This window comes from Streptomyces sp. NPDC057249 (assembly GCF_042669245.1).
In the GTDB taxonomy this organism is placed as follows: domain Bacteria; phylum Actinomycetota; class Actinomycetes; order Streptomycetales; family Streptomycetaceae; genus Streptomyces.
The window spans coordinates 98,352-111,411 of record NZ_JBHUXS010000007.1 but is presented as its reverse complement, the minus strand read 5'-3'; the positions used below and the strand labels follow the sequence as shown (position 1 = coordinate 111,411).

The 13,060-nt window shown below is 73.9% G+C and carries 9 protein-coding genes; 4 read left to right on the top strand and 5 right to left on the bottom strand.

The genetic code is table 11. The annotated features are described in order from the left end of the window. Positions 1–198 precede the first annotated feature (198 nt). Genes ettA through ACFUJY_RS15065 form a run of 3 tightly spaced genes read left to right on the top strand, consistent with a single transcriptional unit; the run spans position 199 to position 2,977 of the window. Entirely contained in the window at positions 199–1,863 is a 1,665-nt protein-coding gene (gene ettA, locus ACFUJY_RS15075; protein WP_383298777.1) for an energy-dependent translational throttle protein EttA, read from the top strand. A gap of 5 nt (positions 1,864–1,868) precedes the next feature. Continuing rightward, positions 1,869–2,291 carry a thioesterase family protein gene (locus tag ACFUJY_RS15070; RefSeq protein WP_365681499.1) on the top strand — a complete coding sequence of 141 codons (423 nt, stop codon included), beginning with the start codon at positions 1,869–1,871 and terminating at the stop codon, positions 2,289–2,291. After that, entirely contained in the window at positions 2,288–2,977 is a 690-nt protein-coding gene (locus ACFUJY_RS15065; RefSeq protein WP_383298775.1) for a hypothetical protein, read from the top strand. The genes ACFUJY_RS15070 and ACFUJY_RS15065 overlap by 4 nt, the downstream gene beginning before the upstream one ends. A 29-nt stretch (positions 2,978–3,006) precedes the next feature. Here ACFUJY_RS15065 and ACFUJY_RS15060 read toward each other — a convergent pair whose 3' ends face one another. The 5 genes from ACFUJY_RS15060 to ACFUJY_RS15040 all read right to left on the bottom strand — a co-directional run bounded on the left by ACFUJY_RS15060 (position 3,007) and on the right by ACFUJY_RS15040 (position 11,760). Beyond that, a complete protein-coding gene (locus tag ACFUJY_RS15060; protein WP_383298773.1) occupies positions 3,007–4,056 on the bottom strand; it encodes a DUF2804 domain-containing protein in 1,050 nt (349 codons plus the stop codon). Positions 4,057–4,100: 44 nt separating this feature from the next. After that, a complete protein-coding gene (locus ACFUJY_RS15055; RefSeq protein WP_383298771.1) occupies positions 4,101–5,063 on the bottom strand; it encodes an ABC transporter ATP-binding protein in 963 nt (320 codons plus the stop codon). Next, positions 5,060–7,858, bottom strand: coding sequence for an FtsX-like permease family protein (locus tag ACFUJY_RS15050; protein ID WP_383298769.1), 2,799 nt, complete (start codon positions 7,856–7,858; stop codon positions 5,060–5,062). The genes ACFUJY_RS15055 and ACFUJY_RS15050 overlap by 4 nt, the downstream gene beginning before the upstream one ends. A 1-nt stretch (position 7,859) precedes the next feature. Then, entirely contained in the window at positions 7,860–11,183 is a 3,324-nt protein-coding gene (locus ACFUJY_RS15045; RefSeq protein ID WP_383298767.1) for an FtsX-like permease family protein, read from the bottom strand. 172 nt (positions 11,184–11,355) lie between these two features. After that, positions 11,356–11,760, bottom strand: a complete 405-nt coding sequence (locus tag ACFUJY_RS15040; RefSeq protein WP_164404058.1) for a globin — start codon at positions 11,758–11,760, stop codon at positions 11,356–11,358. A gap of 177 nt (positions 11,761–11,937) precedes the next feature. Between ACFUJY_RS15040 and ACFUJY_RS15035 the strand changes: the two genes are divergently transcribed. Next, on the top strand, positions 11,938–13,047 hold the full coding sequence (locus tag ACFUJY_RS15035) for an NAD(P)/FAD-dependent oxidoreductase (RefSeq protein ID WP_383298765.1): 1,110 nt from the start codon (positions 11,938–11,940) through the stop codon (positions 13,045–13,047). The last annotated feature ends 13 nt before the right edge of the window (positions 13,048–13,060 follow it).

The following is a 13,060-nucleotide window of genomic DNA, read 5'->3' as shown; positions in this document are numbered from 1 at the left end:
GGCCCCGCCGGGCCGTCTGTGGGCCGTCGGCGGGTGACCAACGACGACCGGCGACGGCCACCAACGACCACGACCGTCCCGCCCGCCTCCGGGGGCGGCGCAGGTCACAGGCCCCTGAGGTACCCATTTCCGTCCAGGGCTGGCCGTCAGGCAAGATGGGGTGTATCTGCCCACACATCGATTGCCGGACGGTTTCTCTTGGCTGAGTTCATCTACACCATGCGCAAGACGCGCAAGGCGCACGGCGACAAGGTGATCCTCGATGACGTCACCCTGAACTTCCTGCCCGGCGCGAAGATCGGTGTCGTGGGGCCCAACGGCGCCGGTAAGTCCACGGTGCTGAAGATCATGGCGGGCCTGGAGCAGCCGTCCAACGGTGACGCGTTCCTGTCGCCCGGCTTCAGCGTCGGCATCCTCATGCAGGAGCCGGAGCTCGACGAGAACAAGACGGTCCTGGAGAACGTGCAGGACGGCGCCGCCGAGATCATGGGCAAGCTCAAGCGCTTCAACGAGGTCGCCGAGCTGATGGCGACCGACTACTCCGACGCGCTCATGGACGAGATGGGCAAGCTCCAGGAGGACCTGGACCACGCCAACGCGTGGGACCTGGACGCCCAGCTGGAGCAGGCCATGGACGCCCTGGGCTGCCCGCCCGGCGACTGGCCCGTCGTCAACCTCTCCGGTGGCGAGAAGCGCCGCGTCGCGCTCTGCAAGCTCCTCATCGAGGCGCCCGACCTGCTGCTCCTCGACGAGCCCACCAACCACCTCGACGCCGAGTCGGTGAACTGGCTGGAGCAGCACCTCTCCAAGTACGCGGGCGCCGTGGTCGCCGTCACCCACGACCGCTACTTCCTCAACAACGTGGCCGAGTGGATTCTCGAACTGGACCGCGGCCGCGCGCTCCCGTACGAGGGCAACTACTCCACGTACCTCGACAAGAAGGCCGCCCGCCTCAAGGTCGAGGGCCGCAAGGACGAGAAGCGCCAGAAGCGGCTCAAGGAAGAGCTGGAGTGGGTGCGGTCCAACGCCAAGGGGCGCCAGACCAAGTCCAAGGCCCGTCTCGCCCGGTACGAGGAGATGGCCGCCGAGGCGGACAAGATGCGGAAGCTGGACTTCGAGGAGATCCAGATCCCGCCGGGGCCGCGCCTCGGTTCCATCGTCGTCGAGGTCGAGAACCTGTCGAAGGCGTTCGGCGACAAGGTCCTCATCGACGACCTGTCGTTCACGCTGCCGCGCAACGGCATCGTCGGCGTCATCGGTCCGAACGGCGCCGGCAAGACCACGCTGTTCAAGATGATCCAGGGCCTGGAGACGCCGGACAGCGGCTCCATCAAGGTCGGCGAGACCGTCAAGATCTCCTACGTCGACCAGTCCCGCGCCAACATCGACCCGAAGAAGACCCTCTGGGCCGTCGTCTCGGACGAGCTGGACTACATCAACGTCGGCCAGGTCGAGATGCCCTCGCGGGCGTACGTCTCCGCGTTCGGCTTCAAGGGCCCGGACCAGCAGAAGCCGGCCGGGGTCCTCTCCGGTGGTGAGCGCAACCGCCTCAACCTGGCGCTGACGCTCAAGGAGGGCGGCAACCTGCTGCTCCTCGACGAGCCCACCAACGACCTCGACGTCGAGACCCTGTCCTCGCTGGAGAACGCCCTGCTGGAGTTCCCCGGCGCGGCCGTCGTCATCTCCCACGACCGCTGGTTCCTGGACCGCGTCGCCACGCACATCCTGGCGTACGAGGGCGACTCCAAGTGGTACTGGTTCGAGGGCAACTTCGAGTCGTACGAGAAGAACAAGATCGACCGGCTCGGCGCCGACGCGGCCCGCCCGCACCGCGCCACGTACAAGAAGCTCACGCGAGGCTGATCGTCTTGGCTCGTCACATCTACAGCTGCCCGCTGCGCTGGTCGGACATGGACGCCTTCGGCCACGTCAACAACGTGGTCTTCCTCCGCTACCTGGAGGAGGCGCGGATCGACTTCATGTTCCGGCTGGCGCCGGGGGACGGTTCGCCGTCCTTCGCGGGCGGCTCCGTCGTGGCGCGGCACGAGATCGACTACGTGCGGCCCCTGGTCCACCGGCACCGGCCGGTGACCGTCGAGTCCTGGGTCACGAAGATAGGCGCCGCGTCCCTGACGATCGCCTACGAGATCAAGGACCCGGACCAGGTCTACGTACGCGCCTCGACCGTCGTCGTGCCGTACGACCTGGCCGCCGAGCGCCCCCGGCGCATCTCCCCGGAGGAGAAGCTGTTCCTCCAGGAGTACCTGGCCGAGGAGCCCGCCGCGGTATGACCGTGTCCGTGCAGTCACTGCGGTTCGCCGACGCGAGGGAGGCCGCCGATCTCGGCGCCTTCCTCGGCCGGCTGCTCCACTACGACCGTGCCGCCGCCGTACGCCTCCAGGCGGGCGGCGGCGCGCTCGCCGTGTTCGGCAGGCCCCCGTCCTTCGACGTGCTGGCGATCCGCACGGCCCGCCTCGCCGACGCGCACGCCTTCGACGTCACCGTGTCGGCCGGCGACCTCCTGGAAGCCCTGCCGGACGAGGGGCGGGACGACGACGCCGCCCTGCCCGCGCCGGTCACCGGACCGCCCTGGGCCGGTGTCCTCCCGCCGCGCGGCGGCTGGCGGGAGCGGTCCGGGCTGCCCGGGCCGGTCGCCCTGCGGGCCGCGCTGACCGCCGCCGTCACCGAATTCCGGGACCGCGACGAGGCTCTGCCCGAGGACCGGCGCACCCGCGCCGAGCGGGACCGCATCGGCCACGACATCTGGTCGCGCACCCTCGCCGACACCGAACTCCCGCTGCGCGCGGTGCACGCCGCGCAGTCCCTCGGCTTCCTGCGCGCCGACCCCGCCTTCCCGGTCGCCCTCCTGGCGGCCGGCAGCTGGCTGCGCCTGCGCACCCCGTACGGCTCCGTCGCCCTGCGCCGGGCCGGCGCGGCGGGCGGCCTGGGGAACCTCGCGGTCTCCGTGACCGGCTGAACCGCGCGTCTTACGTCGTAAAGCCCCGCTCACCACCGCATCCGCACGTCCTCCGCCCACCCCAGCAGGCGCTCCACCGCGATCCGCGTCCCGTCGTCCGCGCGCACCGTGCCGTCGTAGTGGCCGAACAGCTGGTCGGTGCGGTTGGCCAGCACCCCCGCCTCGGTGCGGACGCGGCGGTTGTGGAACGGGGTGAACGTCAGATCGACCTGGCCGGTCAGCGGGGTGCGGATCGTCCACGGGCGGAGCGGTTCGGAGGCGGACCAGCGCCAGTCCAGCTCCTCGCCGATCTTGCTGAGCCGGCCGTCCACGCAGAGCGCGTTCTCCGTGGAGCCGGTGCCCAGCGTCCACTGCCCGCCGAGCTGGACGCCCAGCGTGTGCCCGTCGGTCCGGCCGGACGCGGCGCCCCAGTTCCAGTGGACCGTGCGCGGCCAGCGGCCCCGGCCGTGGTCCAGGACGGCCCAGGTGTCGTCCCCGTCGAAGTCCAGGAACTCCCCGCCCACCCTGACCCGGCCGGACGCGGGCAGCGCGGTCTGCTTGGAGGTGTACTGGAAGCGGCGGCTGCTCCACGGGACGACCACGGAGAGCGATTCGTGCCCCTCCGGCCGGGCGACCAGGAGGTTCACCTCCACCGGAACCCGCTCCGGGGTCAGGCAGCGGGCCCGCAGCCGGGTGCCGCCGGGCTCGTCGCGGATCTCCACGCGCACCTTGCCGCCCGTCGGGCGCGCCGGGCCCGTCACCACGTCCGGGGCGCCGGGGGAGCCGGCCACCGTGTCGGGAAGGACGGTGCCGGGGCCGCCCGGGATGATCGCCGTGCGTTCCAGCTCAAGACCGCCGGGCGCGTACTCCAGCAGGTAGACGCTGTTCAGGGCGAGGAAGTCCAGGTCGCTGACGGTCAGCGCCACCAGGTGGGTGGGCGTCGTCACGCACCAGTACTCCCACCGCTTCGTCCGGCCCCAGCCGCGCAGGTTGGCGCGGTGCAGCGGGGTCCGCGACCAGCCGACCGCCGCCGGGTCGAGGCGGCCGTCGGGCAGGCACAGGTCGGCCGGCGCGGTGATCTCGCGTTCGAACGTCGTCATGGCCGGATACTAACGGCCGGTCACCCGCCCTTCGGGCCGTCCGGTCACCCGCCCTTCGGGCCGTCCGGCCACACCCCGATGTGGTCCTGCTCCAGCTCCAGCATCACCCGGTGCTCCATGCCCAGCGCCTCGGTGTAGTCGGCGGGCAGTTGCAGCCGGCCGGCCCGGTCGAGCATCGCGTACTCGCGGGCGACCTGGGACTCCTGGCCGGTCGCCGCGTCGACCTCGGTGCGGCGCAGCACCTCGAAGGACGTGCGGCCGTCGCGGATCGCGACCGTACGCCGCACCTCACTGGCGACCGCCTGGTCGTGGGTGACGATCACGATGGTCGTGCCCAGTTCCTCGTTGGCACGGCGGAACGCGGCGAAGACCTGCTCGCCGGTGGCCGAGTCGAGTTCGCCCGTCGGCTCGTCGGCCAGCAGCACCGAGGGGGAGTTGGCGAGCGAGACGGCGATGGCCACCCGCTGCTGCTGGCCGCCGGACATCTGCTGCGGGCGGCGGTCGCGGCAGTCCTCGACCTCCAGCATCTTCAGCAACGCCTCGGCGCGCGCGGTCCGTTCGCGGTTGCGGCCCCGGCCGCGCAGCTGCATGGGCAGCGTGATGTTCTGGATCGCCGTCAGATACGGCAGCAGGTTGCGGGCGGTCTGCTGCCAGACGAAGCCGACGACGTCCCGGCGGTAGCGGAGGCGTTCCTTCGGGCCCATGGACAGCAGGTCGCAGCCCGCCACCTTCGCCGCCCCGGCGGTCGGCTCGTCCAGGCCCGCCAGGATGTTCATCAGCGTCGACTTGCCGCTGCCGGAGGCGCCGACCAGTGCCAGCAGCTCGCCCTCCTCCACCAGCAGATCGAGTCCCTGGAGGGCCTGCACCTCCACCCCGTCCGTGGTGAAGATGCGCACCAGCCGGTCGCAGGCGATCAGCGCGTCGTGCCCGTAGGAGGGCCGGTCGCGCCGGGCGGTGGCCCGCTGTTCGAGCTCCGCCAGCGTGGAATCGGTCGACGGCGTCGTCATCGGGAGTCTCCTGCCCTGAGTTCGGTGATCGATCCGCGGCGGCCGGCCCACCACGCCTGCACGCCGGCCACCGCCCCGGTCAGCACGATGACGCCGAGCGCCGGGAGGACCAGCGACCACGGGTCGGTGTGCAGCGGTGCGGTGTCCAGCGCGCCGGTGCCGGGGCCGGACGAGAGTGCCAGGCTCGCGAGGTCGACCCCCGGGGCCAGCAGGGCGATGGTCGCCCAGCCGACGAGGAGCCCGCCGCCGGCCGCCAGCAACGCCTGCGGCAGGGCCTCGAAGCCCAGGAGCCGGCCGCCCTGCCGGGAGGTCAGGCCCATGGTGCGCAGCCGCGCCAGCAGGGTGGTGCGCTCCGGCGCGGTCTGGAGCAGCGACAGCAGGACGGCGAGCAGGGCGTATCCGGCGCCGGCGACGATCGCCGCCAGATAGATCCGCTCCGCCCCCGACTGCATCGGGGTGTCGACGTACGTGGCCCGCTCGTCGGAGCGCAGCCGCACGGTGACCTTCTCGTCCGAGTGTCCGGCCGCCGCGCGCAGTTCCTTCGCGTCCAGCCCCGATCCGGTCAGCAGCAGCGCCGTGGTCTGCCGGTGGGTGAGCGCGGCGGCGTCCACCACGATGAAGGAGCTGCCGTCCACGGCGGGCGTGCGCGTGACCGTGGCGGCGGCCCGCACCTTGAAGTTCCCGGCCAGCGACCGCAGGCCGAGCGGCCGGTCGCCGAGGCGTTCGGCGACGGACGGCGAGACGAGGGCCGGCACGACCCGGTCCTCGTCCGGCGGCGTCCCCTCGCGGACCGCCGAGCCCTTCGCCCGCAGCCCGTCGGCGGAGAACGGGCCGAGCCCGGTGGAGCGGGCCAGCGCGGCGTACGCGGCGGGGTCGACGCCGATCAGCGTCGTGCCCTTGGCGTCCTGGACGCCGTTGCCCGCGGCCGGCAGGGCCACCCCGTACTCGATCTGGACGCGGACCGAACCGCTCACCCCCTCGGCCTTCTCCAGCGCGCGGACCAGACCGGCCGACAGCGGTACGGAGTCGGCCGCGCCCGTCACCCGGGCGTCCGCACCGGTGGTCCGGACGGCGGCGTCGTCGCGGGCGTCCGCGACCCCCGCCAGCACCGAACCGCCGAACGCGGCCGTGGTCAGCGCCACCAGCAGGGCGAGCAGCGGCAGGGTGCCGGCGGCCGAGGTGCGGCCGGCCCGGGCGAGCGACAGGAAGCCGACCGCGCCGCGCAGCCGGGACACGGACCGCAGGGCCAGGCGCAGCGGCAGCGGGTAGAGCCGGACCAGCACCACCGCCGCGATCAGGGCGACCAGCACCGGCGCGGCGCTGACCAGCAGGTCGGTGCCGCCCTCGGCGTCCGTGCCACGCCGGCGCAGCGCGGCGACGGCGCCGACGGCCAGGACGAGCAGGGTGAGTTCGGCGACGGTGCGCCGCCGGGAGGGGCGGGCGGTCGCCAGGTCGTCCCGGCCGGCGTGGGTCTGCGGGGTGCGGTGCCGGAGGGTCGTCCGCAGCGGGAGCGCGACGCAGACCAGCGCGACGACCGCGCCGGCCCCGACCGCCGCGGGCCACAGCCGGGCCCCGCCCACGGTGAGCACGGCGAGCAGCAGGCCCAGCGCCCCGGCGGGCACGGCGGTGACCGCGGTCTCGGCGAGGAGCCGGCCCCCGATACCCCGGAGGGACCCGCCCCGGGCCCGCAGCAGGGCGAGTTCGGCGTGTCTGCGGCCGGCCAGCAGCCCGCCCGTCATCAGGAGGACGACGCCGGCGACGGCTCCGATGCCGACGGCGGCGACGGTGACGACCGGCTGGATCGCGGACCGCATCCCGTCGTACCCCGTCAGGACCTCGTCCAGGTCCGTCGCCGTGCTCACCGTGGCACCGGCCACCTCACGCATGGCCAGCAGCCCCGGACCGCCCTCCAGCGACGCCACCGAGGTCCGCAGCTCCGGCACGTCCAGGGCGGTGAGGCGCGAGACGTCCGGCGCGATCCGCCAGTACAGCTCGGGCTGCCCGGCGGTGGAGAGCAGGGCGGGCGCGGCGTCCGGCGGCAGCAGCAGCGCGGCGATCCAGTAGTAGCGCGGGGTCTCCTTGGTGGGCCGGGCCACCAGCGAGGGCGTCCGCAGCAGCGGCTCGGCCGACCAGTACGACCCCGACGGGTTCTTGGGGGCCACGATGCCGGTGACGCGGACGGTCAGGGTGTCGCCGCCCCGGGTGGGGACGGCGATCGTCGCGCCCGCCTCGATGCGGAGTGCCTTCGCGGTCTCCTCGGTGACGGCGGCCTCGACCTCCCTGGTGGTCAGCGACACCTGGCCGCGCGTGGCCGGCCAGCTGCCGGCGCGCAGGGTGGCATGGCCGGAAAGGCCGGACTGGGTGACGTACGTCAGCGTCGGATCGAGGCCGTAGGGGCGCGGGAACCACGGTTCGTGAGCCGCGATCGGCGTCGAGGTGCGCACCCCGTACGCCGATTCGGCGGTGTCGGCGCGCAGCGGGGCGGGAAGGCGCTTCAGGACCTGGCGGTGCACAGAGGCCATCGACTCCTGGCGCACCGCGCTCTCGCGTGCCGCCGGGCGCAGTTCGAGGCCGGGCTGGGGACCGCTCAGCTGGAGCACGCTGCGCGCCGGGGTCGCCGCACCGAGGTCGTGGCGCAGCCCCTTCGTCTCGTACGAGTCGACGGAGCGGGGGAAGGCGGCGGCGAGGAACGCGGTCACCAGCACCAGCAGCGCGAACGCGCAGGCGGCGCCGGGGGCCGTCCGCAGCCGGGTGCGTACCCAGGGGGCGCAGGGGGTCGAGGGGCGGGCACTCATGTCAGTTGTCCCCCTGGGTGCGCAGCGAGGTCGCGGGGTCGGCGCGGCGCAGGGCCAGCACGGCGGTGATGAGCAGGGGCAGCGCGGCGACTCCGGCCAGCAGCGCGGCGACCTGTCCGGGCGGCAGTCGCACCAGGACCGGCGGCACCGGCTGGGCCGCCTGCCCGGTCAGCACGATCAACGGCACGACCGCCCGGGTCAGCAGGGCCCCGAGCAGGGCCCCGACCAGCAGCGCGATGGCGATGAGGACGCCCTGTTCGGCGGCGGTCATCCGGGCCAGCTGCCGGCGCGGGGTGCCCAGCGCCCGCAGCACGGCGAATTCGGCGGAACGTTCCCGCTGCGAGCCGACGGCGGTCACCGCGAAGCCGACCGCGGCCAGCGCGGCGGCGATCACCGCGACGGCGAGCAGCGCGGACTGCGGGCCCGCCCCCAGCGGATCGGTGACCAGCTCGTCGGCGATCTCGTCGCGCACCTGGACCTGGACGGGGTCGGTGTCCGGCTGCGCGCGCAGCGCCGCGGCCACCTCCGCCGACCGGCCCGGTTCGGTGCTCAGCCACCACTCCGTGGCGGTCAGCCGGGCGGTCGGGCGGGTGGCGAAGACCTCACCGAGGGCGCGCAGGTCCAGCAGGAGCGCCCCGCCGTCCCTGGCCCGCTGGGACTCGGCCGACGCGGTGGAGGAGCCCGAGCCGGGTCCGGTGGTGGGCAGCCGGTGCACGGTCCGGGTGATCTTCACCCGGACCGTCTCGCCGGCCAGGGTCACGTCGATCTTCTGGCCGGGTCCGGCCCCCGTCGCCTTGAGGTACGCGTCCGTGGCGACGGCGTTCAGGGCCGGTGCCTCGGGGCGGGCCGCGGTGAGCCGCACACCGACCGAGGGGACCGCGTACGCCGCGTCCTCGGCGGTGACCGATCCGGTGGAGTAGCCGACGGAGAGGGGGGTGGCGGCCGACGCGGCCGGGGTGAGCGGCACGCCCGGCTTCGGCTCGTCGAGGAGGGAGTCCTCGGTCCGCTCGCCCTGCCAGCGGAGACCTTCGGGCACCCGGACGGGTCGCTCGGTGCCGTCGGCCGCGGTGGTCCGCAGCGCGCTCACGGCCAGCCGGTGCGACTCCGCGCGGTCCACGGGCTCCTTGCCGTTCAGCTCGATCCCGGTCAGGGCGAACCCGCCGGCGGCCGACACGTCGACGGAGACCGGATGCGCCTTCCCGTCGACCGGGACGGACCCGGCGACGACCTGGTAGGGCAGGCCGTAGCGGTCCTCCAGGAGGACGGAGACCCGGAGGTTCATGCCGGACGGCGAGACCTTCCGGGGTGCGTCGTCGGCGGATATCCGTACGTCGAAGAGGAGACGGGTGCTGTGCTCCGGCAGGGGCAGACCGACGCGGGCGGCCTTCGGCGGGGTCAGCGTGTCGAAGAGCCCCGCCACCGGCCCGTTCCCGAGGTCGTCGCGCATCAGCATCCGCTCGTCGGCGTGCGCGGTGTCCAGGGCCAGGATCTCCGCGGTGCGCTCGCCGGAGAGGCCCACCGTCGTACGGAAGGCGGGCGCCGCCGCGCGTACGCCCGGCAGCTGTCCGTACGCGGGCGCCTTCGCCGGGTCCGCGTCGATGCCGGCGGTCATGCGCACCGAGGCACCGGACCGGAAGTCGGCCTGGTCGCTCTGCGAGCGGTTCCACGACGCGCTCTGCCCGATCGCCAGCATGCCCATCGCCACGGAGAGGACCAGCAGCAGCACGGGCCCGGCGCCCCGCAGCGGCCGGCGGCTGAACTGCCAGCCCGCCAGCGCGGTCGCCAGTCCCCGCCCGCCGGCGGCGCGCCGCTCCGCGAGCCGGGCGGCGGGCGGCAGCAGGCGCAGCGTCAGGACGGTGCCGGCGAGCAGGCCCAGCGCGGGCGCGGCCACCAGCAGCGGGTCGATCCCGAGTCCGCCCGAGCGGTCCCCGCTGAGCGCCCCGCTCCCCGAGCCCCTCGTCTGCCGGTCCAGCTGCCAGTACGCCACCGCCGCGACGAGCAGCAGCGCGAGGTCGGCGCCGGCCCGCACCGGGCCGGGCAGCGCGGCGGAACGCGTGGTGCGCCGGCCCCCGCCGCCGGCGGCCAGGGCGGGCGCCACCACGGCGAGCGCGCAGGCCAGCGCGGTGACGGCGGCGACCAGCCAGACCTGTGCGGTGACGCCGGTGTCGAGGCGGAGCCCGATCCGGGAGAGTTCGCTGCGGTCCGCCAGGAGCCGGGTCAGCGGGCCGGAGAGCAGGGGTGCGACGACGGCCGCGGGCAGCGCGAGGAGCAGCGCCTCGACGGACGCGAGCCAGGTGATCCGGGCCCGCGAACCGCCGCGTGCCCGCAGCAGTTCGGTCTCGCCCGCGCGCTCGCTGCTGAGCAGCCGGGCCACCAGGAGCAGGGCGTATCCGGCGAGCAGGACCAGCTGCACGGCCACGATCGTCAGCGTCGAGCGGGAGACCAGCAGGGCGCGGTCGACCTGTTCGAGGACGGTGGGCAGCGAGGTCCGCGCGGTGCCGCCGTCCTTGAACTCGGGTCCGGCCAGCAGTTTCTTCGGGCCGGTGGTCGCCGCGTCGTGCAGCGCCGTCATCCGGTCCGTGGTGACCGAGCGGAAGTCGGCGGACGCCAGCCAGGACACCTCGCCCGCGGTCGTCCGGCCCGAGCCGAGGACGGCGGGGTCGGTGAGCAGGGGACCGTACGTGGTGAAGACCACCTTGCGGACACCGCGTCCGCCGAGCTCGTCCAGCTGCCAGTACGGGTCGGCCTGGTCGGCGGCCTTGTAGAGCCCGGTGATCACGACGTCCACCGGCTTGCCGCCCAGCCGGTCGGTGAGCTTCAGCCGGGCGCCGGGCTTCAGCGACAGCGCCTCGGCGGCGGACGCGGGCAGGGCCACCTCGACGGGGGCGCCGCTCTTCCCCGCCCCGGCGGCGGGCATGCGGCCGGCGGTGAGGCGGACGCGGCTGCGGTCCAGCGAGGCGAAGTGCGTGAGGTCGGGGTCACCGCGCCGGCCGGCCGGGTCCTGGAGGCTGCGCGGCAGCGCGTACGGACCGGACGCCTCCAGCTTCCGTACGGTCACCGGCAGGCCGTCGAAGGTGTCCCGGGCGGCCTCGCGCGCCGCCGCGTCGGCCGGCTGCCGTTCGTCCGGTTCCAGCTGCGCGGAGACCACCAGCGAGGCGGGGACGGCGGAGCGGTGGGTGAGCGTGTGGCGCAGCGCGGCGTCGCCGACGGAACCGGAGAACGCGGTGAGCGCGGCCAGGACCGAGGTGGTCAGGAGCACGGCCAGCACGGCCGCCGCGAGGAGGAGCCGGTGCGCCCGCACCCGCAGAAAGACGAACCCCGTCACCTGGCCCCCTCGTCACCACTCGCCGCACGCCCGCCCCTGGCGTCGCTCCGGATGCTTTCAGACGGCTGTGTCCGTGGAAACCGCTTACGGGTACAACTTGATGCATTCGTGACCGGTATCCGGCCGTGGAGTACCGGATTCCGCACGGATGTAGGCGATCCGTGACCGGCGGTCAGCCGTCGGTGTTCACCATCGAGGCGGCGGCGTAGGTGAGGTAGTCCCACAGCTGCCGCTCGTGCTCGGGGGCGAGGCCCAACTCGTCCAGCGCGACGCGCATATGGCTCAGCCAGGCGTCGTGCGCGGCGCGGTCCACCCGGAAGGGCGCGTGCCGCATCCGCAGCCGGGGGTGCCCGCGCCGGTCGCTGTAGGTGCGCGGTCCGCCCCAGTACTGCATGAGGAACAGCGCGAACCGCTCCTCGGCCGGCCCGAGGTCCTCCTCCGGGTACATCGGCCGCAGCAGCGGGTCCTCGGCGACGCCCTGGTAGAAGCGGTGGACCAGGCGCCTGAAGGTCTCCTCGCCGCCGACCTGCTCGTAGAAGGTCAGCTCCTGCACCGTGTCGCGCGGAATCTCAGTCACCCGTCCATGGTCGCAGACGCGCCGGGCGCCGGGCCGGGCCCCGGGTGTTTTTCTCCGGCAGCCCGCCTTTCCGTGTGGAAGTTCGTGATGCGAACTACTATGGTTCGTGTAGCGAACAAAACGCGGTCCATCAAGCGGTCCATCAACAGGGGTGGACCATTCACGGCTGGAGTCGGCATGACAAACGGAACAGGCAAGCGCAGTGTCGTGGTCATCGGCGGGGGATACGGCGGCTCGGCCGTCGCCAAGGCGCTCGACGAGGAAACCGACGTGGTGCTCGTCGACCCGAAGGACGCGTTCGTCCACGCGGCGGGCTCCCTGCGGGCGCTGGTGCGGCCCGAGTGGGCGGAGAACATCTTCTTCCCGTACGACACGCTGCTGAAGCACGGCACCGTCCGCCGTGAGCGGGCCGTCGCGGTGGACCCGGGCGGGGTCACCCTGGCGGGCGGCGAGCGCGTCGCCGCCGATTACCTGGTGCTCGCCTCCGGGTCCGACTACCCCTTCCCGGCCAAGACCGACACCGACCTGGCCGGCGACGCGCTGGCCCGGATAAGGGAGGCGCACCGGGAGCTGGAGGGCGCGAAGCGGGTGCTGATCGCCGGCGCCGGGCCGGTCGGCCTCGAACTGTCCGGCGAGATCAAGGCGGTCTGGCCGGAGAAGCACGTGATCGTCACCGACCCGGCCGGCGAGCTGCTGCCGGGCTTCCTGCCCGAGGTCCGCGCGGAGCTGCTGCGCCAGCTGGACGCGCTCGGCGTCGAACTGCGGCTCTCCACCGGGCTCACCGGCGAGCCGCCGGCCGCCCCGGGGCGGCTCGAACCGTTCACCGTGACCACCGGCGGCGGCGAGAGCATCGCGGCGGACATCTGGTTCCGCTGCTACGGCGTGCGCTCCAACGGCGACTACCTCGCCGACGGCCGGGTCGCCGTCCGCGACGCGCAGGGCCGGGTACCGGTGGACGAGCGGCTCAACGTCGTGGGCCACGACCGCGTCTACGCCCTCGGCGACCTCACCGACCTGGCCGAGGCCAAGATGGCCGGGTACGCCATGCAGCACGCCGAGGTGGTGGCCGCCAACATCCTGGCGCAGGTGCGGGGAGAGGTTCCGGAGGCCGTCTACCGGCCGTCACCGGTGCCCTCCGCGCTGCTGCCGCTCGGACCCGGCGGCGGGGTGGGCCAGGTGCCCACGCCGGACGGGCCCGTGCTGCTGTCCGCGGAGGAGGTCAGCGCGTACAAGGGCAAGGACCTGTTCACCGGGCGCTTCGCGGAGCTCTTCGGCGTCACGCGCTGAGACCCCGGGCGCG

Coding starts and splice junctions, on each gene's coding strand:
- ACFUJY_RS15065 (WP_383298775.1), top strand. CDS start 2,288: ATGACCGTGTCCGTGCAGTCACTGCGGTTCGCCGACGCGAGGGAGGCC.
- ACFUJY_RS15060 (WP_383298773.1), bottom strand. CDS start 4,056: ATGACGACGTTCGAACGCGAGATCACCGCGCCGGCCGACCTGTGCCTG.
- ACFUJY_RS15055 (WP_383298771.1), bottom strand. CDS start 5,063: ATGACGACGCCGTCGACCGATTCCACGCTGGCGGAGCTCGAACAGCGG.
- ACFUJY_RS15050 (WP_383298769.1), bottom strand. CDS start 7,858: ATGAGTGCCCGCCCCTCGACCCCCTGCGCCCCCTGGGTACGCACCCGG.
- ACFUJY_RS15035 (WP_383298765.1), top strand. CDS start 11,938: ATGACAAACGGAACAGGCAAGCGCAGTGTCGTGGTCATCGGCGGGGGA.